Here is a 25,418-nt window from a genome sequence, read left to right as displayed (position 1 = left end):
TCCGGTCGGCAGAATCCCGACGAGACGGGACGAGGGGCGAGCCCGCGTGCTGCGGACCCGCCCCTCGTCTACGTCGAAGTCCGTCAGATCACTCCGACGGGACGATGTTGATCACGCGACGACCACGACGCGTGCCGAACTCGACCGCACCAGCGGCGAGTGCGAACAGCGTGTCGTCGCCACCACGGCCGACGTTGGTGCCGGGGTGGAAGTGGGTGCCACGCTGGCGGACGATGATCTCGCCGGCGCTCACCTGCTGACCACCGAAGCGCTTCACACCGAGGCGCTGCGAGTTGGAGTCACGGCCGTTCTTGGTAGAAGCGGCGCCCTTCTTGTGTGCCATGTGCTCGAGCCTACTTTCGCGTCACTTCGAGATGCCGGTGATCTTGACCTGGGTGTAGTGCTGGCGGTGCCCCTGGCGCTTCTTGTAACCGGTCTTGTTCTTGTACTTCTGGATGATGATCTTGGGGCCCTTGGTCGCGCCGATGACCTCGGCGGTCACGGAGACCTTGGCGAGCGAGTCAGCGTCCGAGGTCACCGCGTCGCCGTCGACGAGGAGCACGGCGGGGAGCTCGACCGACTCACCGACCGTGGTCTTGACCTTGTCGATCTCGATGACGTCGCCGACCGCGACCTTCTGCTGCTGGCCGCCACTGCGCACGATCGCGTACACCGCCGACTCACATCCTCACTCGTTGCTGCTCCACTGTCGGAGCTGGGCTGTCCAAAACTTAGGGGTGGTGCCACCGCCAGGCGCTGAGCAACAATGCTGGGCACTCGGCTGGGCACACAGACCGGCACGCACACAGGCGTGCCGATCATCTAGTCTACGGAGTCTCCCCGTCGCCGGTCAAAACGGGGTCGGGTACTCCGCCGTCCAGCGTACCGGGCGATTCCACACCACCCTGCGAGGCGGCCTCCGCAGACTGCTCTGACGGCTGCTCCGCAGACTGGTCAGCGGACCTGTCGGTCCCGCCTGAGCGACGACGACGGCGCTTGCGGGGAGCCGGAGTCTCGCCGTCGGCCGACGACGCCTCCGTCGCGGGGACGTCAGCAACAGGTGCGCTCTCATCGGGCTTCGCCTCGTCGACGGGCGCGTCCTCGGTCGTGGACTCGTCCTTCGACGCGTCCTCGTCCTGAGGCTTGCGGCCCGACCTGCTCTTCGGCTCGCCACCCTTCGCCTGCTTCGGCTGATCGCCGTCGTTGCGCTTGCCACGTCCGCCGCGAGAACGCCTGCTCTCGTCGGCCGACTTCTTGGGCTCGTCCGGGTGGTCGTGGACGATGAGGCCGCGGCCGGCGCAGTGCTCGCAGGGCTCGCTGAACGCCTCGAGGAGCCCCGTACCGATCCGCTTGCGGGTCATCTGAACGAGCCCCAGTGAAGTCACCTCGGCGACCTGGTGGCGCGTACGGTCACGGCCCAGGCACTCGACGAGGCGGCGCAGCACGAGGTCGCGGTTGCTCTCGAGCACCATGTCGATGAAGTCGATGACGATGATGCCGCCGATGTCGCGCAGCCGGAGCTGGCGCACGATCTCCTCGGCCGCCTCCAGGTTGTTCTTGGTGACGGTCTCCTCGAGGTTGCCGCCCGACCCGGTGAACTTGCCGGTGTTGACGTCGACGACGGTCATCGCCTCGGTCCGGTCGATGATGAGCGAGCCGCCTGACGGCAGCCAGACCTTGCGGTCGAGGGCTTTGGCGATCTGCTCGTCGATCCGGTACGCCGAGAAGGCGTCGCCCGACTCCGAGCCCTTCCACGTCTCGACCCGGTCCTTGAGGTCGGGCGCCACGTGGCTGACGTAGCCCTCGATGATCTCCGAGGCGTCGGCCCCGTCGACAACGAGCCGAGCGAAGTCCTCGTTGAAAAGGTCACGGACCACCTTGATGGTGAGGTCCGGCTCTCCGTAGAGCAGCTGCGGAGCGGATCCGGAGCCCGCCTTCTTCTCGATGTCCTTCCAGCGGGCGTCGAGCGCCTCGACGTCACGCGTGAGCTGGTCCTCGGTCGCGCCCTCGGCCGCGGTGCGGATGATCACACCGGCGTCCTCGGGGAGGATGCCCTTGAGCAGCGACTTGAGGCGGTTGCGCTCGGTGTCCGGCAGCTTGCGGGAGATGCCGCTGCTCTGGCCCCCCGGGACGTACACGAGGAAACGGCCCGGCAGGCTGATCTGGCTGGTCAGGCGCGAACCCTTGTGGCCGACCGGGTCCTTCGTCACCTGGACGAGCACGGTCTGCCCGGACTTGAGGACCTCTTCGATCTTGCGGGGCTTGCCGTCACCGAGCTTGCTCCAGTCGACCTCGCCGGCATACAAGACGGCGTTGCGCCCCTTGCCGATGTCGACGAACGCGGCCTCCATCGACGGCAGCACGTTCTGGACGCGCCCGATGTAGACGTTGCCGATCATCGAGTTCTGAGACTCGCGCGACACGTAGTGCTCGACGAGCACGTCGTCCTCGAGGACCGCGATCTGGGTCAGCTCGTCGCGCTGGCGGATCACCATCTCCCGCTTGACCGACTCGCGGCGGGCCAGGAACTCGGCCTCGGACACGATCGGCGTACGGCGGCGGCCGGCCTCGCGGCCCTCGCGGCGGCGCTGCTTCTTGGCCTCGAGCCGCGTCGAACCGGCGACGCTGGTGATCTCGTCCTCGGGGCTGCGGCGCTCGCGGACCCGGACGACGGTGTTCTCGGGGTCGTCGGTGGTGGTGGCGGCGTCGCTGTCCTCCCCGCGACGACGGCGACGGCGACGGCGACGGCTCGACCCGCTGGACGAGTCCGCATCCTCGCCCGCGTCGGCGCCCTCGGTGTCGGCGTCGTCGTCGTCGTCGGAGGGCTCGGCAGACGCCTCGGCGGCATCCTGCTCGCCGTCCTGGGAGTCGTCCTCGTCGTCGGTGTCGACGTCCTCGTCGGTGGTCGGCTTGCGGCGGCGGCGGCCGCCGCGACGACGGCGGCGGCGGGCCGGCGTGGTGCCGTCTCCCTCGTCGCTGTCCTCGTCGCCATCCTCGGCGTCGTCGTCGCTCACGTCAGCGTCGTCACGATCGTCGCGTTCGCTCCGGGTGCGGCGGTCGTCGGGACGCTCGGCGACAACACCCTCGTGGTCGTCGTCCTCGGCCTCGACAGGCTCGGTGCGGCGCTTGCGACGGGGAGGCGTCGTGGGCTCCGGCGCCTGGAACAGTGGCGCGACGAACGCAGCGCGCCGGGTCGGGGCGGAGGCCTCGGCCTCGGGCTCGGCCTCGGGCTCGGCCTCGGCGGTCTCGAGGACCTCGACGACGTCGGCCGGGGTCTCAGCCTCGGCGTCCTCAGCCGCAGGTGCCTGCGCGACAGCCTCCACGTCCGCGGCCTCGGCCGGGATGTGCGTGTCGGTCGTCTCCGCGACGGGGGTGGCGGGGCCCGCGGAGCGGGAGGCCGCCTTCTTGCGCGTCCGGGTGGTCTTGGTGACCGTGGGAGCGGCAGGGGTGGAATCGGCGGTGTCGGCCTGCTCGGTCGGCTCGTCGGCCTTCGTGACCTTCGCGGCCGCCTTGCGCGTGCGGGTGGCGCGCGCCGGCTTGGCTGGCTCGCGGGCCTCGGAGAAGACTGCGGCCGTCGGTGGGCCGGCTGGGCGTGAGGCCGCGCGACGGCGGCGGGTCGTGACCGTCGCGCCCGAGTCAGAGGCGTTGTCGGGGTGGGACTCGGCGTCCGCGGAGGGTGCCGAGGGATTCTGCTCGTCGAGCATGGTTCGCTCCTTCGGCCTCGCGGCCGCCGAAGCAGGTCGCGAGGCGATGTCGTCGCCGCGTGCAACCGGTGGTCGCACAGCGGACGCAAGCCTGCGGTCGGCCCGGGTGACCGGGCTTCGACGACGCCCTCCGTTGTTGTCGGCCTGTCACTGGCGCCCCGTCCGCCGCCGCGGTCGCCGCCGCAGGCGTCGTGCGCCTACGACGCGTCGCGGTCGGGCGCGAACGGATCGCCGACCGTGCCGGCCTGCGCATCAAGAGGACCTTGCACCAGCCGGGTGGCCACAGGGGCTGCCGACAGCGCAAGACCCGCGATGGCGCGGAGCCCGGCGAGAACATCGTCGGGTCGTACGGACGGGGTGCCGTGACGTACGACCAGGTCCAGTATCGCACACGGCGCCTGAACGTCGGGTGACATCCGGCACTCCAGGCGAACGACGGCGCTCCGGCTGTCGAAGGTGCGCAGCCCCTTCTTGGTCATCCGCTCGACCGGGACCTCGTCGGCCGCGAGGAACGCGGCCACGGCGCGCTGCGCCTCGTCAGGCGCCACACCGGGCAGCTCGAGGCGCCACTGGCTGGCCTCGAGCCGGTCCGCGAACGACCCGGTCCCCTCCTTGACGGCGACCACCTCGAGGATGTCGAGACCGGGCGGAAGAGCGGTGTCGAGCACCCCGGCGACCTTTTCGGGGTCGAGCGGGCGGATCACGCCGATCTCGAGGTACTCGGCCTCGCTGGCGGCCCCTGTCGGGGACGCGCCGGCGTACGAGATCTTGGGGTGCGGGGTGAATCCGGACGAGTGTGCGATCGGGACCCCCGCACGGCGTACGGCCCGCTCGAAGGCCCGGCCGAAGTCCCGGTGGCTGGTGAAGCGCAGCCGCCCCCGCTTCGCGTACCGGATCCGCAGCTTCTGAACGGTCGGGAGCTGCGGGTTGGGCGCCTCGGGGTTGGCCGGGGTGCGGTCGGGACTCGTCACGGTGCGAGCGTAACCGAGGCCCCCTGTCCGCCGGTCAGGTGCCGGACGCGTGGTGGCACCGTACGAGGACACCCTCGAGGTCACGCGGCGCGGGAGCCTCCTCGTGGCACACCGACGTCGCCGACACGCAGCGGGCAGCGAAGGCACACCCCGTACGACGGGCAGTCGGGCTCGGCGGGTCGCCGAGGATCGGGGGCCGCGAGACCCGCTCCCCCGGCGTGAAGGCGGGCACGGAGGTGATCAGCATCTGGGTGTACGGATGCCGAGGCTGTGTGACGAGCTCGTCAGCGGGGCCCTCCTCGACGATCTGGCCGAGGTACATGACCCCGATACGGTCCGCCACGCTGCTCACCACGGCGAGGTCGTGCGCGATCAGCAGGTAGGCGAGCCCGTTCGAGGCCTGCAGATCGGCCAAGAGGTTGAGGACCTGGGCCTGGACGGAGACGTCGAGCGACGCGACCGGCTCGTCGAGCACGAGAAGGCGTGGGTCGAGCGCGAGCGCCCGCGCGATCACGACCCGCTGGCGCTGGCCGCCGCTGAGCTCGCGGGGGTAGCGGCCGCCCATCGACCGGTCGAGGCCGACGGAGTCGAGCAGCTCGGCGACCGAGCGCGAGCCGGTACGGCCACGGATCCGCAGCGGCTCCTCGATCGCCTCGGCCACACGCAGACGCGGCGACAGCGCCGCAGCGGGATCCTGGAACACGACCTGTGTGTGGTCGCGGACGCTCCGCAGGGCGCGGCGGCTCATCCCCGACACCGGCTGCCCCGACCAGAACACCTCACCGGAGTCACGTGCGGTGAGCATGGCGGCCATCCGGGCGAGCGTCGACTTGCCGCACCCGCTCTCGCCCACGAGGGCGTACGTCTCCCCGGCGCCGATGCTGAGGCTCACCCCGTCGACCGCGGTCAGACGAGCACCGCCACCCGGGACGTCGTACCCCTTGGCGAGGGTGGAGAGCTCAAGGACGGGACTCATACGGCGCTCTCCTGGGTCTCAGCGGAGCCATCGGGGGCTCCGTCGCTCGGGAGCCGCCAGCAGCGCGCCCAGCCGTCGTTGCCGCGGTGGACCGGGGGCTCCTCGCCGCACGCGTCGTCGGCGCTCGGGCACCGCGCCTCGAACGCGCATCCGAGCGGCCACGCACCCGGGAGCGGCGGCCGCCCGGGCATGGCGCTGAGCCTGCGACGGCCGGGTGCGACGACGGGGCGACTGGCGAGCAGACCGCGGGTATAGGGGTGCTGGGGCGCTGCGAACACCGACGCGACCGGGCCCTCCTCGACGATCTGCCCGGCATACATCACCGCCACACGGTCGGCGGCCTCCGCGACGACGCCCAGGTCGTGAGTCACCAGGAGCGTGGCGCGGCCCTCGTCGCGCGTCGCTGCTCGGATCACGTCGAGCACCTGCGCCTGGACGGTCACGTCGAGCGCGGTCGTCGGCTCGTCGGCGACGAGCACCGCCGGGTCGTTGGCGAGCGCCATCGCGATCGCGACGCGTTGGCGCAGGCCGCCCGACAGCTCGTGGGGGTAGGCCCTGGCGCGCTGCTCGGGAGCCGGGACGCCGACGTGAGCGAGGAGCGAGACCACCCGCTCGCGGTGCGCGCGACGCCTGCCTCCGCGGTGGAGCACGAGCGCCTCCGCGATCTGGTCGCCGATGCGCTGGAGCGGGTTGAGCGAGCTCAGCGGGTCCTGGAAGACGGTGCCGACCACGCCGCCTCGGACGCGGCGCATCGTGGCCTCGTCTGCGCCAACCAGCTCCGTGCCCTGCGCACGGACGGACCCGCGGGTGATCCGGACACCACGGCCGGCGAGCCCCAGCGCGGACATGCATGTGACGGTCTTGCCCGAGCCCGACTCGCCGACCAGGCCCACGACCGTCCCCGGCTCGACAGCCAGGTCGACGCCTCTGACCAGGACGAGCGGATCGTCTGCGGGGCCGGCCTCGACCCACAGGTCCTCGATCTCCAGCGCCGGCGTCATGGGGCCACCCTCGTGTCGAGCGAAGCGGACGGGTCGAGGACGCCGGCACCGGCCTGCCAGCGCCTGCGCAGGCCCGTGCCGAGCGCGTTGGCGCACATGACCGTAACCACGATCATCAGGGCAGGCCAGGCGACGATCCACCACGCCGTCTCGAGGTAGGGGGTGCCGTCGGAGACGATGTTGCCCCAGGACGGGGTCGGCGGCTTCACACCGAGCCCCAAGAACGACAGCGCGCCTTCGATGACGACCAGCGCGCCAACCGTGAAGGACCAGACGACGAGATTGGCGGGGAGCACCTGCGGCAGGATGTGGCGCCGTACGAGATAGAGGTCGCTCGCGCCCGCACCTGCCGCGGCGACGACGTAGTCCTCGCCGCGGACCCGCTGGACGATCGTCCGAGTCACCCGGGTGGGGAGCACCCAGCCGCCGAGCGTCAGCAGCGCGACGAGGACGGGGATGTCCGAGCCCACGACGGCGACGGCGGCCAGGGCGATCACGAGGAACGGGAAGGCGAGCCAGACGTCGGCGACCGTCATGATCGCCCGGTCCCACCAGCCGCCCCAGTAGCCCGCCACGAGCCCGAGCAGCAGGCCGATGACGACCGCCCCGGTCGCGGCGCCGAACCCGACCTGGAGCGACACACGTCCGCCCTCCAGGGTGCGGGTGAGCATGTCGCGGCCGAAGGCGTCCGTGCCGAGCGGCTTGCCGTCGACGGCCCCGGAGAGCCAGGCGGGTGGCGCGAGCCGCTCACCGAGCGCCTGCTGGGCACCGTCGGGTCCGAGCAGCGTCGGGCCCGCGAAGCACGCGAGCACGATGAGGGCGAGGACCACCAGCGGGGCCCACACGCGAAGGTCGGGACGGCGGCGTCTCATGTGCGGGCCCTCGCGGTGCGCGGGTCGAGCATCGTGAGCAGCGCGTCGCCGAGGATGTTGACGGTCACGACGAACACTCCGATCACGAAGACGGTGGCTTGGACGAGCGGGTAGTCGCGGGCGAAGATCGCGTCCACGAGCTCCTTGCCGATGCCGTCGTAGGCGAACAGGACCTCCACGACGACGGCTCCGGAGATCAGGTAGGACATCTCGACGACGAGCGCCGCGGCGACCGCAGGGAACGCGTTGGGCAGGGCGTGCCGCCAGAGGACCCGGCGCGACGACGCGCCCTTGGCCGAGGCGGTACGGAGGAAGTCCTGGTCTTCCACCTGCTCCAGCTCCGCGGCCACCATGCGGGCTGTCCGCGCGACGGCGAACGCGGCGAGCGCGAGCGTCGGCATCACCAGCGTGGCAGGCGTGCCGCTGCCGAACGCGGGGAGCCACCCGAGCCGGACCGCCAGCAGGTAGATGAGCAGGACACCGAGGACGAAGGTCGGGACCGCCTGCGCCAGCGTCATCCACGATCCGATCACCGCACGCGTCGCACGGCCCCCGCGGTCGAGGAGCACGCCACAGGGGATGCCGATGACGACCGACGTGACCATCGTCGTCACGAGCAGGAGGAGCGTCGCAGGAAGGGCGTCCAGCGCCGTGCCGAGCGCGGACTCTCCCGTGAACACCGAGGTGCCGAAGTCGAGCCGGACCGCGTCGCCGAGGAACGCCACGTACTGGGCCGGGAGAGGGCGATCGAGCCCCAGACCCGCCCGTACGGCCTCCAGCTGCTCGGGCGTCGCGGACGGCCCGGCGAGCACTCCGGCAGGGTCGCCACTGAGCCGTACGAGGAAGAAGAGCAGCGTCAGCAGGCCGAGGAGCGTGAGGACGAGCCGGGCGGCGGCGCCACCCGCACGCCGTACGTGGCGCCGGCGACGGGTGCCAGGCGCCCGGGGCGGGGCGACGACGACCGCAGTCGCCGCCCCGTCGCCGGTCACGCTCACTCGGTGACGACGATCGCCTCGGCGCGGATCAGGCTGTCGCCGGACAGCGGGAGGTCCGAGATCCGCGGGGCCGTCGTGTAGACGTTGTCGGTCCAGGCGAGGAAGAGGACACCGGCTTCCTCGTTGAGGATCTTCGCCATCTCCTTGATGTCGGCCTCGCGTGCCTTCTCGTCGAGCTGGCCCGCCTGCTGGACGAACAGCTTCTGGTAGTCGTTCACCGGGATGTGGGCCTGCTGCCCCGGCGCCGTGGGTCCGAAGCGGCTCACCGACGAGATGTCGCGCAGGTCGTAGTAGTCGGTCTGCCAGTAGAGCAGCGGGTACTCGCTCTTCTGGAGGAGCGTCGGGATGAACGCCGAGAGGTCCTGGATCACGACCTCGCTCTTGAACCCGGCCGCGTTGAGGTAGCCAGCGACGGCCTCGGCCTGCGCCTTGAACATCGCGGTCGTCGCGATCGGCAGCTCCAGGCCCTCAGCGCCGGCCTCGGAGAGCAGCGACTTCACCCGATCGAGGTCGAAGTCGTACGAGGGCAGCGACGGGTCGTACCCGAGGTAGCCCTCCTGCAGGAGCTGGCTGCCGTTCGGGGTGCCGAAGCCACCGAGCGCTGCCTCGACGAACTCCTCGCGGTTGACCGCCAGGTTGATGGCCTCGCGAACGCGCGGATCCTCGAGCGCCGGCTCGACGTCGGCGATGAGGCTGGTGATCGCCGAGGATCCTGCTGGCTCGTTGACGTTGGAGAAGCCGTTCGTCTCCAGCTGCTTGGCGACGTCGGCGGGCAGGCCGAACGCCACGTCCACGTCGCCGGTCCGCAGCGCGCTGGCGAGCGTGGTCGGGTTGGGGATCGCCTTGATCGTGACCTTCTCCACCGCCTCGCTCGCGCGCCAGGAGTCGGCGTTGCGGGTGAGCTCGATCGTTGTGCCCGCCTCGTAGTCCGAGACCTCGAACGGTCCCGTGCCCGCCGGGCGGTCATCGCCGAACGTCGCGGGGTCGACGATGTCGAGCAGCGTCATCCGGTTAAGGAGGATCGCGTCGGGAGCGGCGGTGACGACCCGTACGACGTCGGGAGAGACCGCCTTCGCCTCCTTCACCGTCGCGATGCGCCCGGCCACCGTCGCGTACGCAGGGTCGCCCGAGAGCACGCGCTCGACGTTCGCCGCGACGGCGGCCGCGTCGAGCGGGGCTCCGCTGCTGAAGGTCACCCCCTCGCGGAGGGTGAAGTCGATCGCGGTGTCGTCGACGCGCTTCCACTCGGTGGCGAGGCTCGGTTGGAGCGTGCCCTCCGCGTCGAACGTCACGAGCTGGTCGAAGACCTGCTTGGTGTACGTCCGCCCGACCGACGAGAGTGCGGCGGCAGGATCGAGGCTGTTGCTGATCGCCGAGCTTCCGAGGGTGACGTGGGCGTCGTCGACGGTGTCGCCGCTCGCTGATCCGCCTCCTCCCCCACCGCAGGCCGAGAGGGTGAGGGTCACGAAGGTCGCACCGAGCACCGCGGCGCGCACGCGCCTGCGGAGGTCGAGGTCGGCCCCGGGGAACACGCGCATGCAGGTACCACCGATCCGTCACGGAGCCGCCACGACCTGAAGGCGCGAGGCGGCTAATCTATACGATATCGGGACGCTAGCGAGCCGCCTCGGTTCCGGTCAAGGGGCCGGGTGGACCTGGAACCGTCACGGAACCCGCAGGGGGTCGACCGTCACGTGCGTGAAACATTGGCCGGGTGACGTCCCCCATCCTCGAGTCCGCCGGCAAGCGCGCGTTCGTCCTCGTCTGCCTCATCCTGCTCGCGCTGAACCTGCGCGCCTCCGTCGGAAGCGTCGGGGTCGTCCTGTCGCCCGTCCGCGAGGACCTCGGGATGTCCGCGACCGCGGCCGGGCTGCTCACGACGCTGCCGGTGCTGTGCTTCGCGGTGGTCGGGTCGCTCGCCAACACGATCGTGCGGGCGATCGGCCTGCACACCACGGCCGCCGCGTCGATGGCCGTCGTCGCCCTGGGGCTCGGGGTGCGCGCCTTCGTCGACGACGCCACGGTGTTCCTGGTCGCCTCGGCGGTTTCCCTCGCCGGGTGTGCGATCGGCAACGTCATCCTTCCGCCGCTGGTGAAGGTCCACTTCCCCGATCGGATCGCGCTCGTGTCGTCGATCGGCGGCGCCGCGATCGTCGGAGGCGCGACGCTCTCCGCTGCCCTCACGGTGCCGATCTCCGAGGCCGCCGGAGACTGGCGATGGGGCCTGTTCACGTGGTCGCTGCTCGCGGTCGTCACGCTGCTGCCGTGGCTGCGGCTGCTCGGGCACGACGTCCGTACGACCGGCGCCGCGACACCCATCGGGGTCAGCCGACTGGCCCGGGCGCCCCTCGCCTGGGTGATGGCCGTGTGCTTCGGCGCCCAGGCCGCGCAGGCGTACGCACAGTTCGGATGGTTCCCCGCGATCCTCGAGGACGCCGGCCTCAGCGACGGCTACGCCGGCAGCATGCTCGCGATCGTGACCGGCGTCGGGATCCCCGCCGCGCTCCTCCTGCCGCTGCTGATCGCCCGTACCGGCGACCGAGCCTGGCTGCCGTGGGGCTTCGCCGTGGTCACCGTGGCCGGATGGCTCGGGCTGCTGTGGTGGCCGACGCAGGCGCCGTGGCTGTGGGCGCTCCTGCTCGGCTTCGGCGGGGCGGCGTTCCCGTGGGTGCTGACGATGATCGCCAAGCGCTCACGCACCCACGAGGGCACGGTGGCGCTGTCCGGGTTCGTGCAGGGGCTCGGTTACCTGATCGCGGCGCTCGGCCCGTTCGGCACCGGCGTCCTGCACGACGCGACCGGCGGCTGGGGCGCGCCGATCGCGATGCTCGTCGTGCTCGCGACTCTCATCGGCGTGCTCGGCACATACCTCGTCCGCCCGATCATGCTCGAGGACCAGCTCCCCGAGGGCGGAGCAGCAGGTCGTGGCCCCCGGTGAAGCCGACCCGCTCGTAGAGCGACACCGACCGTGCGGTCGGACTGAGGACCAGGCGCACCAGGCCCGTCTCGTCCGCGTAGTCGGTCACCGCAGCCATCAGGTCTCCCCCGATGCCCGAGTCGCGGTGCTCCGGCACGACGTACACGTTGGCGACGTAGCCCCACCGGCTCACCGGCACACCCGGTCGCGGCATCCGCTCGAACAGCATCACGTTGAGCATCCCGACCGGCGCGTCGTCGATCTGCGCGAGCCACGCGACCCGCTGTGCCGACTCACGCGCGAACCAGGCGTCGAACCGCTCGACGAACGTCGGGTCGTCGACCGGGCCGCGCTGCTCCTGCGTCCACCGGACACGCAGGTCCGCGAGCGCTGAGGCGTCGGCGGCCGTCGCCTGACGGACCCGCGTCACACGACGCTGAGCGGCAGCAGCTGCCGACCCGTGGGGCCGATCTGGATCTCGGAATCCATCTGCGGGCAGACGCCGCAGTCGAAGCACGGCGTCCAGCGGCAGTCCTCGACCTCCAGCGCACCGTCGGGGTCGATCGCGTCCTGCCAGTCCTCCCAGAGCCAGTCGCGGTCGAGCCCGGAGTCGAGGTGGTCCCACGGGAGCACCTCGGCGTACTCGCGCTCGCGCGTCGTGTACCAGTCGAGGTCGACCGGCTCGCCGGCCAGCGCCTCGGCGGTGCAGCGCTCCCAGCGGTCGTACGAGAAGTGCTCGCTCCAGCCGTCGAAACGGCCGCCGTCGCGCCAGACCGCCTCGATGACGCGCCCCACGCGCCGGTCGCCGCGCGAGAGCAGGCCTTCGATCGTGCCGGGCTTGCCGTCGTGGTAGCGGAAACCGATCGCACGCCCGAAGCGCTTGTCGGACTGCACCGAGGAGCGCAGCTTGCGCAGGCGGTCGTCGGTGGTCTCGTGGTCGAGCTGCGCCGCCCACTGGAACGGCGTGTGCGGCTTGGGCACGAACCCGCCGATCGACACCGTGCACCGGATGTCCTTGCGGCCCGACACCTCACGCCCGGTCTCGATGACCTTCTTGGCGAGCTCGCCGATCTGCATGACGTCCTCGTCGGTCTCCGTCGGGAGCCCGCACATGAAGTAGAGCTTCACCTGACGCCAACCGTGGGAGTAGGCGGCGGCGACCGTACGGATCAGGTCCTCCTCGGTGACCATCTTGTTGATCACCTTGCGGAGACGCTCCGAGCCGCCCTCGGGCGCGAACGTCAGGCCCGAGCGGCGCCCGTTGCGGCTGAACTCGTTGGCGAGCGTGATGTTGAAGGCGTCGACACGGGTGCTCGGCAGCGACAGCGACGTGTTGGAGCCCTCGTACCGGTCGCCGAGCTGCTTGGCGACCTCGCCGATCTCGGTGTGGTCGGCGCTGGACAGCGAGAGCAGGCCGACCTCCTCGAAGCCTGACTTCTTCAGCCCGTTGTCGACCATCTCACCGATCGTCTGCAGGCTGCGCTCGCGCACCGGACGCGTGATCATGCCGGCCTGGCAGAACCGGCAGCCGCGGGTGCAGCCGCGGAAGATCTCGACGGAGTAGCGCTCGTGGACGGTCTCGGCGAGCGGGACCAGCGGGTTCTTGGGGTACGGCCACTGGTCGAGGTCCATCAGCGTGTGCTTGGTGACCCGCCACGGGACGCCCGGCCGGTTGGGCGCGACGCGCTGGATGCGGCCGTCGGGGAGGTAGGTGACGTCGTAGAACTTCGGCACGTAGACACTGCCGGAGCGGGCGAGGCGCATGAGGACCTCGTCGCGGCCGCCGGGCTTTCCCTCGGCCTTCCACTCGCGGACGACGTCGCTGATCTTGAGGACGATCTCCTCGCCGTCGCCGAGCACGGCGGCATCGACGAAGTCCGCGATCGGCTCCGGGTTGAACGCCGCGTGCCCGCCGGCGAGGACGATCGGGTCGTCGTCGGTGCGGTCGACGGCGCGCAGCGGGATGCCCGCAAGATCGAGGGCGGTGAGCATGTTGGTGTAGCCGAGCTCGGTCGAGAACGAGATGCCGAACAGGTCGAACGCGCGCACCGGGCGGTGGGTGTCGACCGTGAACTGCGGGATCGCGTGCTCGCGCATGAGGGCTTCCATGTCAGGGAAGACCGCGTACGTGCGCTCGGCCAGGAGCCAGTCACGCTCGTTGAGGACCTCGTACAGGATCTGGACACCCTGGTTGGGCAGGCCGACCTCGTAGGCGTCGGGGTACATCAGGGCCCAGCGCACGTCAACAGAGCTCCACTCCTTGATGACGGAGTTCAGCTCACCGCCGACGTACTGGATCGGCTTGCTGATCGTCGGGAGGAGCGGCTCGAGCCGGTCGAAGACCGACGCGACGCTGGTGTCGAGGTGCTGCACGGGCATGCTCCCCAGGGTAACGAGCGTGCCCCCAGGGACCGAATCCGTCGCCACCCCCGTGGCAAACCGTCAGCGGGAGCGGGCGGAGCGGGAGCGTACGACCACGGCTGGCGTCGCGCTGCGGCGACCGATCGCGACCAGCAGCCCGACCGCCATCGCGGAGGCGAACATCGCCGTCCCCCCGTACGAGACGAATGGCAGCGGCACCCCCGTCACCGGCATGATCCCGAGCGACATCCCGATGTTCTGGAACGCCTGGAACCCGAACCAGCACGCGATCCCGGCGGCGGCGAGCCGGTCGAACAGGTCGTCGGCGCGCTGAGCGATCCGCAGGCACCGCCAGACGAGCACGCCCAGGAGCACGACGACGAGTCCGGCGCCCAGCAGCCCGAGCTCCTCCCCCGCCACCGTGAACACGAAGTCGGTGTGCTGCTCGGGCACGAAGCCCGCCTGCGTCTGGGTGCCGTCGAAGAGCCCCTGACCCCAGATGCCGCCGTTGCCAATCGCGATCCGCGCCTGGACGGTGTTGTATCCGGCGCCGCGCGGATCGAGGTCGGGGTTGGTGAACGCCTCGAAACGCAGGACCTGGTAGTCCTCGATCAGCCCGGTCGCGACCGCCAGCACGATCGCGCCGATGCCGACGGCGACCAGCCCGACCAGCCACCCGAGCCGAACCCCCGCGACCGCCAGCACGCCCAGCACGATCGCGACCATCACCATCAACGTCCCGAGGTCGGGCTGCGCAAGGATCAGCACGGCGGGCACCGCGGCGCAGACGAGCGCGAGCAGGACATCGGACGAGCGGACGACGCGGCGCATCGCCCCTTCTGTCCGCTCGGCGAACAGCAGCGCCATCACGAGCACCACGCCGAGCTTCGCGAGCTCGGCCGGCTGCAACGACAGCCCCCCGACCTGGAGCCACGAGCGCGACCCGTTGACGACCGCACCTACCCCCGGGACGAACACCAGCACCAACCCGAGGACCGCTGCTCCGTACACGACCGGCGCCCACAGTCGGATCCAGCGCCGGTCAGTCGCCGCCATCACGGCACCGAGCCCCAGGGCGATGAGGACGTTGGTGCCCTGCTTGACGAGGTACGCCGTCGGGTCGCCGCCGGTGAGATCGTCGCGCGACGCGGTCGCCGACCACACCAGCAGCATCCCGATCAGGCCGAGCGCGAGCGCCGAGCCGACCAGCGGCAGATCGACGTCTCCCCACCACCGCCGCGCCGGCGCACCCGGTGGACGTGCCGGACGTACGGTGCCTCGCGTGCTCATCGGCCGTCGCCCTTCGTGGCGGTACGGGGCGCGAGCACCCGGCCGTCAACAGCGACGCGCGGCAGACCCTTCGGCGGACGGGCCTTCGGCATCAGCGCCTCATCTCGGCGGACCTTGCCGTCCTTCACCCCGTACAGGCCCTCCCAGATCGCGCGCACCGCGTCGCCCGACGATCCGGAGCCGGTGCCGGCCTGCTCCATCATCATCACGACGACGTAGTTCTCGTCGTACGAGGCGACCCAGCCGGTCGTCTGGCGTCCGGTGACCTCGGCGGTGCCGGTCTTGGACCGGATCTTCACCTCGCCGAGCGGGAAGCCGCCCATCTTCCACGCCATCGTGCCGCTCTTGGCGGTGTCGAGGAGCGCGCGGTCGATGTAGCGCAGGTGGGACTTCGAGACGGGGACGCGCCCGGCCTTCTTCGGCGCGATCTCGCGCACCACGCGGCCGTCGGCGTCGAGGACGGCTTTGGCCGCGCGCGGCTCGTAGAGCGTCCCCCCGTTGGACAGCGCCCCGTACGCGACGGCGAGCTGGAGCGGAGTCACGAGCGTCTCGCCCTGCCCGATCGAGAAGTTGACCGCATCCCCGGCCCGGTAGACGTACCCGTCGGCGCAGAACTCGCGGGCGAACAGCCGAAGGTAGGCGCTGTCGACCTTCTCCGGCTTCTCGGCGATCTTGCAGTAGCGGTCCTTGTTGGCGTCCCAATAGTCCTGCCGCCACGGGCGGTCGCCGAGCCGCCCGGCTGCTTCGCCCGGCACGTCGAAGCCGGTGCGCGCACCGAACCCGAAGGCCCGCGCCATCTCGACCAGCGGGTCGTGCACGCCCTCGTCGGCGTCGGCCCCGCCCTGGTCCATCCAGGCGGCGTACGCGATCCGGTAGAAGAAGGTGTCGCACGAGACCGAGAGCGCCTGGTCGAACCCGATCGAGCCGTACGAGGCCGACTCGTAGTTCTTGAACCACCGGGTGCCGACCTGCAGCCCTGACGAGCAGTCCAGGCGCGAGCCGGTGTCCCAACGGTCCTCCAGCGCGCCCGCGGCGACAAAGGGCTTCCAGGTCGAGCCCGGGGCGAGCTGCGCCTGGGTCGCCCGCGAGAGGAGCGGGGTGCCGGAGCCGTCGTCGTACAGCTCCTTGAGCTTGCGGTCGGAGATCCCGTCGACCCACACCTCGGGGTCGTACGTGGGGTTGCTGGCCGCGGCGATCACGCGTCCGTCGTTCGGGTCGAGCACGACGACGGCACCCGCCGTGGCCTCGTAGTCGCGACCGGTCACGTCGTCGTGAGTCGTGCGGGCCTTCTTGATCGCCTTCTCGAGCTGGGACTCGGCCAACGCCTGCACCCGCGCGTCGATGCTCGTCACGAGCGTCTTGCCGGCCTCGGGGTCGATAGCCGCGCCCTCGGCGATCACGCGCCCACGGGAGTCGACCGCCTTGCCGGTAGTGCCCGGCACGCCGCGCAGGTCCGCGTCGTACCCCCGCTCGATCCCGGCACGGCCGACCATCGAGGCGGCGCTGCGCGTGTCGTCGTCGGACTCGCGCGCCGCGGCGTACTCGTCGGCGGTGATCGGGCTGACGTACCCGAGGAGCTGGGCGGCGTTGACGCCCTCCGGCGACGGGTAGGCACGGACGTAGCGCTGCTGCGCCGCCACCGCGGGGAACTCCTCCGCCCGCTCCGAGAGCGTCAGGGCGACGTCGCGCGGCACGTCCTGGGCGACCGGCACGGGCTCGTACGGGGAGCCGTTCCAGCAGGCGGGCGGCTCGGGAGCACCCTCCTCGCCGCACAGCTTGATGCGGTCGAGCAGCGCGTCGTACTTCAGGTCGACGAGGCTCGCGAGGCGCCCGAGCACATCGGCCTGCTCGTCGGCGTCGAGGCGGGTCAGGCGCGAGCGGTCGACGGTGACGACCCACGTGGAGCGGTTGGTGACCAGCGGCCGCCCCATTGCATCGACGACGAGCCCGCGCTGGGGCTGGACCACGACCTGGCGGGTGGCGTTGCTCGCCGCGCGCGCCTGGTACTCCTCGCCGTCGACCACCTGGACGTACCAGAGCCGTGCGACGAGCGTCGCGAACAGCGCCACGACGAGCACCTGCACGACGACGAGCCGGGCATGACCGCGCCTCACGTCACCACCCCACCCGGGGCGCCGGCTCCAGCCGGACGAGCAGGGCGCGGACCCCGGGCACCGCTGCGAGGCCGAGGACGACGTCGTACGCGGTCGCCAGCGCGACCACGGGGAGCACCCCGGAGACCGTGACACCAGGCTGGTCGAGCAGCAGCCCGGACAGCGCGAACAGCGACGTGCCGACGAACGCGCCGGCGGCGACAGTCGCGGCATCGCTCACCCACGACGGCCGGCTGCCGCGGTCGACGGTCCCGGCGAGGTAGCCGACGACCGTCAACGCCAGCGCCCACTGCCCGAGGACGTGGTCGGCCGGTGGCGCGGCATCGAGCAGGAGCCCCCCGACGAAACCCGTCACGGCACCATCGGCCGCCCCCGTGCACAGACCGACGGCGACGACGACCACGAGCACGAGGTCGGGCGCGACACCGGTCGGGACGAGGGGTGCAAGCAGGCTCACCTGCAGGACGACGGCGGCGAGGAGCAGCACGAGCACGGTGCCCGCGCGCCGGACGCTCACGTCACGACCCCATCCGGGCGCCGACCACGACCGACACGGCGTCGAGCGCGGAGAAGTCGACGAACGGAGCGACCGTGACCTCGGCCGTCTCGTCGCGCGGCGACTCCACGACCTTCTCGACCCGTCCGATCGGGACGCCCGCGATGTACGGGACGCCGTCGCGCGAGCCCCACGCGACGATCGTGTCGCCCTCCTTGGGCACCACCTGGCGGTCGAGCACGTCCAGGGTCAGGCGGCCCGACCCCGACACGCTCCCGTCGCCGCGGACCATCCCGAGCTCGTGGTCCCCTCCCACCCGTGCACCGACGACGGAGTCGGCGTCGACGAGCAGGAGCACCACGGCGTTGGTCCGCGTCGCGCTGACGACGCGGCCGACGAGGCCGTCCGGGCCGAGCACGGTCATGTCCTTGCGCACTCCCCGCGCCGTGCCCGCGTCGAGCGTGACCGTACGGCGGAACGACTGGGCCGAGCCAAGGCCGACGACGTGTGCCGTGACGGTCTCGAGCCCGGCCGCGTCCGCGTACCGCGCGAGGCGGTCGTACTCGGCGAGCCGCGTCCGGTCGACTCCGCTGGACGCGACGAGGCCGCGCAGACGGGCGTTCTCCTCCTCGAGAGCGGCGTTCTCGTCGCGCAGCGCGTCACGGGTCGCGAAGCTGTCGATGCCGAACGGGCTCAGCAGCCGGTGCGCCCCGGACTCCAGCGGCCCGAGGAGCGTGGACGCGACGGTACGAGCGGGCGAGCCCGCGCCGGAGAGGTCGACACTGATGAGCGCCACGGCGGCGAGCAGGAGCACGAACAGGACCGTGCGGGGGCGGCGCGGCTCGGGGTCGGGACGGGTACGGGTCCGGGCCACGCGATCACCTCCGGGGCTCGGAGGTCAGCACCTGTCGGAGTGCGTCGAACTCCTCGACGCACTTGCCCGCACCGAGGGCGACCGAGTGGAGCGGGTCCTCGACGACGTGGACGGGGATCTGGGTCTCATGACGGATGCGGTCGTCGAGCCCCCGCAGCAGCGCTCCGCCGCCGGTCAGCACGATGCCGCGGTCCATGATGTCGCCGGCGAGCTCCGGCGGGGTCAGGTCGAGGGTGCTGCGGACGGCGTCGACGATGGCCGCAACCGGTTCCTCGAGGGCGCGGCGGACTTCCGCGGCGGTGACCTCGACCGTACGAGGGAGGCCGCCGACCATGTCGCGTCCGCGGACGTGGACGGTGCGCTCATCCGGCATCGGGAACGCCGACCCGGCTTCGGCCTTGAGGTCCTCGGCCGTACGGTCGCCGAGCAGGAGCGCGTATTCCTTCTTGAACCACGCGACGATCGCCTCGTCCATGTCGTCGCCGGCCGTACGGATCGAACGGCTGGCGACGATGCCACCGAGTGCGATCACCGCGACCTCGGTCGTCCCGCCTCCGACGTCCACGATCATGTTGCCGGTCGGTTCGTGGACCGGAAGCCCGGCGCCGAGCGCGGCGGCCATCGGCTCCTCGACGATGAAGACCTGGCGTGCCCCGGCCTGGTAGCCCGCCTCGCGGACCGCACGCTGCTCGACGGACGTGATCGCGCTGGGGACGCAGACGACGAGGCGCGGCTTGGTGAAGTAGCGACGCCGGTGCACCTGCTGGATGAACAGCCGGAGCATGTGCTCGCAGGCCTCGAAGTCGGCGATCACGCCGTCCTTCATCGGCCGGATCACCGAGATCGCGTCGGGAGTCCTCCCGTGCATGCGCTTGGCCTCCGTACCCACGGCAAGGATCTCGTGGGTCTGCGCGGCCAGGGCCACGACCGACGGCTCGTCGAGCAACACACCCTTGCCTCGTACGTAGACGAGGGTGTTGGCTGTGCCCAGGTCGACCGCCATGTCGCGCCCGAGCAGGCTGCGCAAGGGGAAGGACATGGGCTCAGGCTAGGTCTGGTGGGCGTCGGTCCCCGGTCAGACACGCCAGAGCGCCCGCTCAGTCTTGGAGCCGCGTCCGTGTCGGACCTGCCTGCAAGGGTGGCGGCATGCCGCGCACCGCGCTCCTCGAGCTTCGCCGCTACGCCCTGCACCCCGGACAGCGGGAGACGCTGATCTCCTTGTTCGACTCCGAGTTCCTCGCACCGCAAGAGGATGCCGGGATGTCGGTCCTCGGCCAGTTCCGCGACCTCGACGACCCCGACCAGTTCGTGTGGATGCGCGGGTTCGACGACGCGGTGAGCCGCGGGAAGTCGCTCCAGGCGTTCTACGGGGGTCCGGTCTGGGCTCGCAACCGCGACGCCGCCAACGCGACGATGATCTCGTCCGACGATGTCCTGCTGCTTCGCCCGGTCTCCGGCGGCGCCCTCACGCTGTCCTCGGCTCAGGAGCCGTCCCCTCCTGACCTGGTGGTCACGACCGTCTATCAGCCGGACGACCTGGACGGATTCGTCGCGCTGATGGAGGCGGCCGGCGAGGACCGCCTGACCGCGCTCGGGTCGGCCCGCGTCGCGGCGTACGTGTCGGCCGACGTCGCCAACACGTTCCCCGCCCTGCCGGTCCGCGCGGACGCCCGCGCGTACGTCCGCGTCGCGCGCTTCGCCACGGAGGCCGAGCACGCCGCCCACGTACGCCGCGTGACGGCCGCGGCTGCCTCCGAGAGTGTGCTGCAGGTCGTGCAGTCGAGCATCGGTGAGGAGCTCAGGCTCACACCGACCGACCGCTCCGTGCTGCGCTGAGCCGTCAGGCCGTGACGGCGCCGGTCAGCGTGGCGCGATGCTCGGCGAGCCACTCCCGGCGGCGACGGATCGTGTCCCCCACACCCTCAGCCCACATCCGGGCCCATCCGCCGCCCAGCCGCGCGGCTCTGTCTCCCGCATGAGGAACCACGCCCGCGCCGCCGTGTTCTCTGCGACGGCGACCACCTCCGAACGGGCATCGGAACCGAGGCCGTAGGCGTCGACCATGAGGCGCGCGCGGGCGAACGGGTCGACCCCGGCCATAGCCTCCGGGCGGTCTCGGGGGGCCATCAGCGGTGCCCACCACAGCAGGAGGTTGTGCACCTCCTCCGTACGGGTCGCGGGCCGCGCCATGTCGAAGTCGATGAGCGCGTGCGCCTCGCGGGACGTACGAGACGCGACCTCTCCCGGGACGTACGAGAGGACCTGCCGGCCGGCGTGGTCGGTCCCGAGACAGCGCGGAGCCCCATCGAACCCGGCGGCCTCGACGAACCGCAGCACCTCGGCCGTCAGGGCAGCGTGCCGGCTGGGGGACGGCGCGCCGTGTCACCGATCCGGACGAGCCCTTCGGTCACGTACCCGCCGGCCAACGGCACCTCGGGAAGCGACGGATCGGGCTCGACGTACCTCACGACGAGCAGTTAGCCCAGCTCGGGGAACCAGAGCGCCGTCTCGCGGGCGGCCGACTCGGGCGAGTCCGAGCCGTGGACGAGGTTCTCACGGTTCGACAGCGAAAGGTCGCCGCGGATCGTGCCAGGGGCGGCGACGCGGCCGTCGGTGGCGCCGTTGAGCAGCCGCACGACCTCGATCGCCTGGTCGCCCTCGAGCACGAGCGCCATCATCGGGCCGGAGGTCACGAACGTCCGCAGCGGCGGGTAGAAGTCGCGCTCGACGTGCTCGGCGTAGTGTGCGTCCGCCTGGGCGGCGTCGATCGTGCCGAACCACGTGGCGACGATCGAGAGTCCCTTCGCCTCGTAGCGACCGAGGATCTCGCCGACCAGTCCACGGCGGACGGCGTCGGGCTTGAGCAGGATCAGAGTGCGTTCGGACATGCGTCGAAGCCTAGCGAGGGGCCTGCGGCCCTCTGTTCAGCGGGCGTAGAACTCCGGGTTCGCCGCGCGGTCGGCCTCGATCTTGCGTCCGAGGAACCACGCCGCGGCCCACAGCGCCGCGAACATACCGCCCACGAAGAATGCGATCGGCAGCAGGAACCCGAGCGCCACCGCGCCGACCTGCACGAGCCACCCGATCGTGTACGCCCACGAGTGCCGCAGCAGACCCGACGTGACGACGGCGACGACGGCCAGGCCGAGCCCGCAGAACAGCGCGAGCCCCGGCGACACGTCCTCGACCTGGATCATCACCGGCGTCGCCAGCCCGAGGACGATCGCCTCCAGGAACAGCACCCCGGCACACATGCCACGCATCAGTCCACCGACTCCTCACGCGCGAGCAGCACCCGCGCCTCACCTGCCGTCACGACGGAACCGGTGACGAGCACACCGCCGCTGCCGACGCCTTCTCCGTACCGCTCGCTCTCCGACAGCGCGACGCCCTTCTCGAGGGCGTCGGGCAGTCGGCGCGCCACGTGCACCCGGTCGGACCCGAAGATCCCTTCTGCGATGTCGGCCAGCTCGGCGGCGGGCATCGCACGGTCGGTGGCGTTCTGGGTGCAGACGATCTCGGCCATCACCGGCTCGAACGCCAGCAGGATCTCGTCGACGTCCTTGTCCGCCATCACGCCCACGACGCCGATCAGCGGCGTGAACGCGAACGCTTCCTGCAAGGCCTCCGCCGTCGCACGCGCCCCTGCGGGGTTGTGCGCCGCGTCGAGCACGACGGTCGGGCTGCGGCGTACGACCTCGAGGCGCCCGGGCGACGTCACCGTCGCGAACGCCGCACGCACGATCTCGGCATCGAGCTCGCGCCCGCCGGTGAACGCCTCGAAAGCGGCCAGCGCGTACGCGGCGTTGTGCGCCTGGTGCGCCCCGAACAGCGGGAGGAACACCTCGGCGTACGTCGCGCCGAGCCCCTGGAGCGCGAGCAACTGCCCTCCCATCGCAGGCGTCCGACCAACGACACCGAAGTCGATGCCCTCGCGGTGCAGCGTCGCGCCCACTTCGGACACCCTGGCGGCGATCGCGGCGGCGGCGTCGTCGGGCTGTACGGCAGTGACGACCTGCGCGCCGGCCTTGATGATGCCGGCCTTCTCGATCGCGATGTCGCCCGGCGTCTCCCCGAGATAGCGCGTGTGGTCGACGTCGATCGGGGTGAGGACCGCGACCGCGGCATCCACCACGTTGGTCGCGTCCCAGGCGCCGCCCATGCCGACCTCGACGACGGCCACGTCGACCGGGGCGTCGGCGAAGGCGGCGTACGCGAGGCCGACCATCATCTCGAAGTACGACAGCGGGATCGGCTGACTGTCGTCGACGACCTGGGCGTAGGCGGCGACGTCGGCATAGGCCTCGACGAACAGCTCCTCGCTCAGCGGCTTGCCGTCGATGCTCACCCGCTCGGTCATCGACACCAGGTGGGGACTCGTGAACCGTCCGGTCCGTACGGCGAGCTCACGCAGGAGAGCGTCGATCATCCGCGCGGTCGAGGTCTTGCCGTTGGTCCCGGTCAGCTGGATCACCGGGTAGGCGTTCTGGGGGTCGCCCATCAGCCGGCACAGCGCACGGATGCGCTCCAGCGAGGGCTCGAGCTTGGTCTCGGGCCAGCGCGCCAGCAGGGCCCGCTCGACCTCGACGTACGTGGGATTCGTCATCGCTGTCCAGTATTCCAGGGATGCAAGCGATGACTTCGCGACGCCCGGCCGGTCGTACGGTCGAAGGACGCTCGCAGGGGGACTGACATGCACCGATCGATCGCCAGCTGGATCAACCACCGCTTCACGCCCGCACTGACCATCGTCTTCTGGGTGATCATCGTCGGGGTGCTGGGCTCGACGGCCGGGCAGCTGATGGACGTCCAGGAGAACGAGGCCGAGAACTGGCTCCCTAGCAGCGCCGAGTCCACCAAGGCGCTCGAGGCCGCCGAGACCTTCTCGTCGCCCAACATGATTCCCGCCGTGATCGTGTACGAACGCGACGGAGGCCTGCAGCCAGAGGACATGACTGCGGCCCAGGAGGACGCGGCGACGTTCGGGCAGCGCGACGACATCGACGGCGAGGTCGTCGGCCCGATCCCGTCCGAGGACGGCGAGGCGCTGGAGATCATCGTGCCGCTCAACCTCGGCGAGGACGGCTGGAACAAGGCGCCCGACATCGTCGACGAGCTGGAGGACACCGCCGGCGACGGGCCCGACGGCCTGGAGACGTTCGTGACGGGTCCGGCAGGGCAGGCCGCGGACTCGGCGGCGGTGTTCGAGGGGATCGACAGCACCCTGCTGTTCGCCGCAGCGGGCGTGGTGACGGTGCTGCTGCTCTTCACCTACCGGAGCCCCGTGCTCTGGCTGCTCCCGGTGATCTCGGCCGGCGTCGCGCTCACGGTCGCGCAGGCGGTCGTCGTCCTGCTCGCCAAGCACGCCAACCTCACGGTCGACGGCCAGAGCGCGAGCATCCTCACGGTGCTCGTCTTCGGCGCCGGCACGGACTACGCGCTGCTGCTGGTCGCCCGCTATCGCGAGGAGCTGCGACGGCACGAGAACCGACGCGAGGCGATGGTGGTCGCCCTGCACCGGGCGGGCCCGGCGATCATCGCCAGCGGCGCGACCGTCGCGATCGGCATGCTCTGCCTGCTGCTCGCCCAGATGACCTCGACCCGCGGTCTCGGCCCCGTCGCGGCGATCGGCATCGTGTGCGGGCTCGCGGTGATGCTGACGATGCTGCCCGCGCTCCTGGTCGTCCTCGGGCGCTGGATCTTCTGGCCTCGCATCCCCCACTTCGGCGACGAAGACCCGGCCGCGCACGGGCTGTGGGCCGGCGTCGGTCGCCGCATCGCCCGCGCTCCGCGCCGCGTGTGGGTGACGACCTCCGTGATCCTCGCCATCGCCAGCATCGGCATCCTCCAGCTCAACGCGACCGGGCTCAGCACCGAGGAGGCGTTCCTCGGCACGCCCGACTCGGTCAAGGGCGAGAAGGTCTTGTCGGAGCACTTCCCCGGCGGGGCGGGCGCTCCGGTGGTCGTCGTCGCGAGCCCCGACGCCGCCGATGCGGTCCGTACGACCTTCCAGGCCGATGACGGGATCGCGGCGGGCAGCGTCACCGAGCCGCGTGTCGAGGGCGACTGGGCGTACATGGAGGGGACGCTCGAGGCGGAGCCCGACAGCGACGCGGCGTACGACGCCATCGAGTCGCTGCGCAGCGAGCTCGACTCCGCCGACCCCGACGCGCTCGTCGGCGGGATGACGGCCGTGACGCTCGACATCCAGACCGCCTCGGCACGAGACAACCGGGTGATCATCCCGGCCGTCCTCGTGGTGGTGCTGCTGATCCTCATGCTCCTGCTGCGGGCGGTCGTGGCACCGCTGATCCTGCTCGGCACGGTCGTGCTGTCGTTCGGGGCGGCGCTCGGCGTGAGCGCACTGGTCTTCAGGTACGTGTTCGACTTCGCAGGGACGGACACCTCGTTCCCGCTGTTCGTGTTCGTGTTCCTGGTCGCGCTCGGGATCGACTACAACATCTTCCTCATGACCCGTGTGCGCGAGGAGGCGCTGCAGTACGGCACACGCCGCGGTGCGCTCATCGGGCTTGCCGCGACCGGTGGCGTGATCACGTCGGCGGGCCTGGTCCTGGCCGGCACGTTCGCCGTGCTCGGCACGCTCCCGCTGGTGTTCTTCGCCGAGATCGGCTTCGCCGTCGCGTTCGGCGTGCTGCTCGACACCCTGGTCGTACGGTCGGTGCTGGTCACGGCGCTGAACCTCGATGTCGGACGCCACATGTGGTGGCCGAGCGCGCTCGGCCACAAGGAGGACGTCGCCGTCGGCGCCGGCCCGCGCGACCCGTACGAGGAGGCCGTCACGGCCGGCGCGAAGGCTGGCCCGCCTTCCCCGTGAGGACAGGCGAGA

General features: G+C 71.3%; 24 protein-coding genes. 3 read left to right on the top strand and 21 right to left on the bottom strand.

Going from position 1 to position 25,418, the window contains the following annotated elements; translation table 11 throughout:
* Positions 1-88 precede the first annotated feature (88 nt).
* From rpmA to ACFSDF_RS11420, 9 genes are all read right to left on the bottom strand, one after another.
* Positions 89-343, bottom strand: coding sequence for a 50S ribosomal protein L27 (gene rpmA, locus ACFSDF_RS11460; RefSeq protein WP_139085531.1), 255 nt, complete (start codon positions 341-343; stop codon positions 89-91).
* A gap of 21 nt (positions 344-364) precedes the next feature.
* Positions 365-673, bottom strand: a complete 309-nt coding sequence (rplU, locus tag ACFSDF_RS11455) for a 50S ribosomal protein L21 (protein WP_167007710.1) — start codon at positions 671-673, stop codon at positions 365-367.
* Between the two features lie 154 nt (positions 674-827).
* Positions 828-3,704, bottom strand: a complete 2,877-nt coding sequence (locus tag ACFSDF_RS11450; protein ID WP_377157572.1) for an Rne/Rng family ribonuclease — start codon at positions 3,702-3,704, stop codon at positions 828-830.
* A gap of 197 nt (positions 3,705-3,901) precedes the next feature.
* Entirely contained in the window at positions 3,902-4,675 is a 774-nt protein-coding gene (locus ACFSDF_RS11445; RefSeq protein ID WP_167251979.1) for a TIGR03936 family radical SAM-associated protein, read from the bottom strand.
* Positions 4,676-4,709: 34 nt separating this feature from the next.
* Positions 4,710-5,651, bottom strand: a complete 942-nt coding sequence (locus ACFSDF_RS11440; RefSeq protein WP_167251980.1) for an oligopeptide/dipeptide ABC transporter ATP-binding protein — start codon at positions 5,649-5,651, stop codon at positions 4,710-4,712.
* Positions 5,648-6,652, bottom strand: a complete 1,005-nt coding sequence (locus ACFSDF_RS11435; RefSeq protein ID WP_167007697.1) for an ABC transporter ATP-binding protein — start codon at positions 6,650-6,652, stop codon at positions 5,648-5,650. The genes ACFSDF_RS11440 and ACFSDF_RS11435 overlap by 4 nt, the downstream gene beginning before the upstream one ends.
* The gene (locus ACFSDF_RS11430) at positions 6,649-7,524 is read right to left on the bottom strand and encodes an ABC transporter permease (RefSeq protein WP_167007694.1); all 876 of its coding nucleotides are present in this window, start codon (positions 7,522-7,524) and stop codon (positions 6,649-6,651) included. Before ACFSDF_RS11430 ends, ACFSDF_RS11435 begins: the two co-directional genes overlap by 4 nt.
* Positions 7,521-8,513: an ABC transporter permease gene (locus ACFSDF_RS11425; protein ID WP_167007691.1), complete on the bottom strand. Its 993-nt coding sequence runs from the start codon at positions 8,511-8,513 to the stop codon at positions 7,521-7,523. The genes ACFSDF_RS11430 and ACFSDF_RS11425 overlap by 4 nt, the downstream gene beginning before the upstream one ends.
* A gap of 2 nt (positions 8,514-8,515) precedes the next feature.
* On the bottom strand, positions 8,516-10,057 hold the full coding sequence (locus tag ACFSDF_RS11420) for an ABC transporter substrate-binding protein (protein ID WP_167007688.1): 1,542 nt from the start codon (positions 10,055-10,057) through the stop codon (positions 8,516-8,518).
* A gap of 176 nt (positions 10,058-10,233) precedes the next feature.
* Here ACFSDF_RS11420 and ACFSDF_RS11415 point away from each other — a divergent pair, with 176 nt between their 5' ends.
* The gene (locus ACFSDF_RS11415) at positions 10,234-11,457 is read left to right on the top strand and encodes an MFS transporter (RefSeq protein WP_167007685.1); all 1,224 of its coding nucleotides are present in this window, start codon (positions 10,234-10,236) and stop codon (positions 11,455-11,457) included.
* On the opposite strand, the gene ACFSDF_RS11410 is transcribed toward ACFSDF_RS11415, so the two are convergent.
* The 7 genes from ACFSDF_RS11410 to mreB all read right to left on the bottom strand — a co-directional run bounded on the left by ACFSDF_RS11410 (position 11,402) and on the right by mreB (position 19,610).
* Positions 11,402-11,866 (bottom strand): GNAT family N-acetyltransferase, encoded by a 465-nt coding sequence (locus ACFSDF_RS11410; RefSeq protein ID WP_377157568.1) that lies wholly within the window; start codon positions 11,864-11,866, stop codon positions 11,402-11,404. The two genes, ACFSDF_RS11415 and ACFSDF_RS11410, sit on opposite strands and share 56 nt — an antisense overlap.
* On the bottom strand, positions 11,863-13,815 hold the full coding sequence (locus ACFSDF_RS11405) for a TIGR03960 family B12-binding radical SAM protein (RefSeq protein ID WP_167251984.1): 1,953 nt from the start codon (positions 13,813-13,815) through the stop codon (positions 11,863-11,865). The genes ACFSDF_RS11410 and ACFSDF_RS11405 overlap by 4 nt, the downstream gene beginning before the upstream one ends.
* Before the next feature lie 63 nt (positions 13,816-13,878).
* Positions 13,879-15,087, bottom strand: a complete 1,209-nt coding sequence (rodA, locus tag ACFSDF_RS11400) for a rod shape-determining protein RodA (protein ID WP_167007676.1) — start codon at positions 15,085-15,087, stop codon at positions 13,879-13,881.
* Entirely contained in the window at positions 15,084-17,201 is a 2,118-nt protein-coding gene (gene mrdA / locus ACFSDF_RS11395; RefSeq protein WP_377157565.1) for a penicillin-binding protein 2, read from the bottom strand. The genes rodA and mrdA overlap by 4 nt, the downstream gene beginning before the upstream one ends.
* Before the next feature lies 1 nt (position 17,202).
* Entirely contained in the window at positions 17,203-17,718 is a 516-nt protein-coding gene (gene mreD / locus ACFSDF_RS11390) for a rod shape-determining protein MreD (protein ID WP_167007671.1), read from the bottom strand.
* Between the two features lies 1 nt (position 17,719).
* Positions 17,720-18,571, bottom strand: coding sequence for a rod shape-determining protein MreC (gene mreC / locus ACFSDF_RS11385; protein ID WP_377157563.1), 852 nt, complete (start codon positions 18,569-18,571; stop codon positions 17,720-17,722).
* A 4-nt stretch (positions 18,572-18,575) separates the two neighbouring features.
* Positions 18,576-19,610: a rod shape-determining protein gene (gene mreB, locus ACFSDF_RS11380; protein ID WP_167007665.1), complete on the bottom strand. Its 1,035-nt coding sequence runs from the start codon at positions 19,608-19,610 to the stop codon at positions 18,576-18,578.
* 107 nt (positions 19,611-19,717) lie between these two features.
* On the opposite strand from mreB, the gene ACFSDF_RS11375 reads away from it, so the two are divergent.
* Positions 19,718-20,407: an NIPSNAP family protein gene (locus ACFSDF_RS11375; protein ID WP_208322496.1), complete on the top strand. Its 690-nt coding sequence runs from the start codon at positions 19,718-19,720 to the stop codon at positions 20,405-20,407.
* A gap of 24 nt (positions 20,408-20,431) precedes the next feature.
* Here ACFSDF_RS11375 and ACFSDF_RS11370 read toward each other — a convergent pair whose 3' ends face one another.
* The 5 genes from ACFSDF_RS11370 to ACFSDF_RS11350 are packed head-to-tail and all read right to left on the bottom strand — an operon-like array spanning position 20,432 to position 23,177.
* Positions 20,432-20,908, bottom strand: a complete 477-nt coding sequence (locus tag ACFSDF_RS11370) for a hypothetical protein (protein ID WP_208322495.1) — start codon at positions 20,906-20,908, stop codon at positions 20,432-20,434.
* A gap of 8 nt (positions 20,909-20,916) precedes the next feature.
* Positions 20,917-21,039, bottom strand: a complete 123-nt coding sequence (locus ACFSDF_RS11365; RefSeq protein WP_255490700.1) for a hypothetical protein — start codon at positions 21,037-21,039, stop codon at positions 20,917-20,919.
* 9 nt (positions 21,040-21,048) lie between these two features.
* Positions 21,049-21,459: a nucleoside-diphosphate kinase gene (gene ndk / locus ACFSDF_RS11360; protein ID WP_167007662.1), complete on the bottom strand. Its 411-nt coding sequence runs from the start codon at positions 21,457-21,459 to the stop codon at positions 21,049-21,051.
* Positions 21,460-21,495: 36 nt separating this feature from the next.
* Positions 21,496-21,834 (bottom strand): DUF4233 domain-containing protein, encoded by a 339-nt coding sequence (locus ACFSDF_RS11355; RefSeq protein WP_243843092.1) that lies wholly within the window; start codon positions 21,832-21,834, stop codon positions 21,496-21,498.
* Positions 21,834-23,177 carry a bifunctional folylpolyglutamate synthase/dihydrofolate synthase gene (locus tag ACFSDF_RS11350; protein ID WP_377157559.1) on the bottom strand — a complete coding sequence of 448 codons (1,344 nt, stop codon included), beginning with the start codon at positions 23,175-23,177 and terminating at the stop codon, positions 21,834-21,836. The genes ACFSDF_RS11355 and ACFSDF_RS11350 overlap by 1 nt, the downstream gene beginning before the upstream one ends.
* Positions 23,178-23,264: 87 nt before the next feature.
* Here ACFSDF_RS11350 and ACFSDF_RS11345 point away from each other — a divergent pair, with 87 nt between their 5' ends.
* Complete coding sequence (locus ACFSDF_RS11345; protein WP_167007657.1) at positions 23,265-25,406, top strand: MMPL family transporter; 2,142 nt, start codon at positions 23,265-23,267, stop codon at positions 25,404-25,406.
* Positions 25,407-25,418 lie beyond the last annotated feature (12 nt).

It is taken from the genome of Mumia zhuanghuii (assembly GCF_042681565.1).
Classification (GTDB): Bacteria; Actinomycetota; Actinomycetes; order Propionibacteriales; family Nocardioidaceae; genus Mumia.
This window is presented reverse-complemented; position numbering and strand designations above follow the sequence as displayed.

Excerpts from the sequence above, each read along its gene's own strand:
- ACFSDF_RS11345 (WP_167007657.1), top strand. The coding sequence starts at position 23,265 with ATGCACCGATCGATCGCCAGCTGGATCAACCACCGCTTCACGCCCGCA.
- ACFSDF_RS11420 (WP_167007688.1), bottom strand. The coding sequence starts at position 10,057 with ATGCGCGTGTTCCCCGGGGCCGACCTCGACCTCCGCAGGCGCGTGCGC.
- ACFSDF_RS11350 (WP_377157559.1), bottom strand. The coding sequence starts at position 23,177 with ATGACGAATCCCACGTACGTCGAGGTCGAGCGGGCCCTGCTGGCGCGC.
- ACFSDF_RS11405 (WP_167251984.1), bottom strand. The coding sequence starts at position 13,815 with ATGCCCGTGCAGCACCTCGACACCAGCGTCGCGTCGGTCTTCGACCGG.
- ACFSDF_RS11355 (WP_243843092.1), bottom strand. The coding sequence starts at position 21,834 with ATGCGTGGCATGTGTGCCGGGGTGCTGTTCCTGGAGGCGATCGTCCTC.
- ACFSDF_RS11440 (WP_167251980.1), bottom strand. The coding sequence starts at position 5,651 with ATGAGTCCCGTCCTTGAGCTCTCCACCCTCGCCAAGGGGTACGACGTC.
- ACFSDF_RS11430 (WP_167007694.1), bottom strand. The coding sequence starts at position 7,524 with ATGAGACGCCGCCGTCCCGACCTTCGCGTGTGGGCCCCGCTGGTGGTC.
- ACFSDF_RS11435 (WP_167007697.1), bottom strand. The coding sequence starts at position 6,652 with ATGACGCCGGCGCTGGAGATCGAGGACCTGTGGGTCGAGGCCGGCCCC.
- mreB (WP_167007665.1), bottom strand. The coding sequence starts at position 19,610 with ATGTCCTTCCCCTTGCGCAGCCTGCTCGGGCGCGACATGGCGGTCGAC.
- ACFSDF_RS11375 (WP_208322496.1), top strand. The coding sequence starts at position 19,718 with ATGCCGCGCACCGCGCTCCTCGAGCTTCGCCGCTACGCCCTGCACCCC.
- rodA (WP_167007676.1), bottom strand. The coding sequence starts at position 15,087 with ATGAGCACGCGAGGCACCGTACGTCCGGCACGTCCACCGGGTGCGCCG.
- ACFSDF_RS11450 (WP_377157572.1), bottom strand. The coding sequence starts at position 3,704 with ATGCTCGACGAGCAGAATCCCTCGGCACCCTCCGCGGACGCCGAGTCC.
- ndk (WP_167007662.1), bottom strand. The coding sequence starts at position 21,459 with ATGTCCGAACGCACTCTGATCCTGCTCAAGCCCGACGCCGTCCGCCGT.
- rpmA (WP_139085531.1), bottom strand. The coding sequence starts at position 343 with ATGGCACACAAGAAGGGCGCCGCTTCTACCAAGAACGGCCGTGACTCC.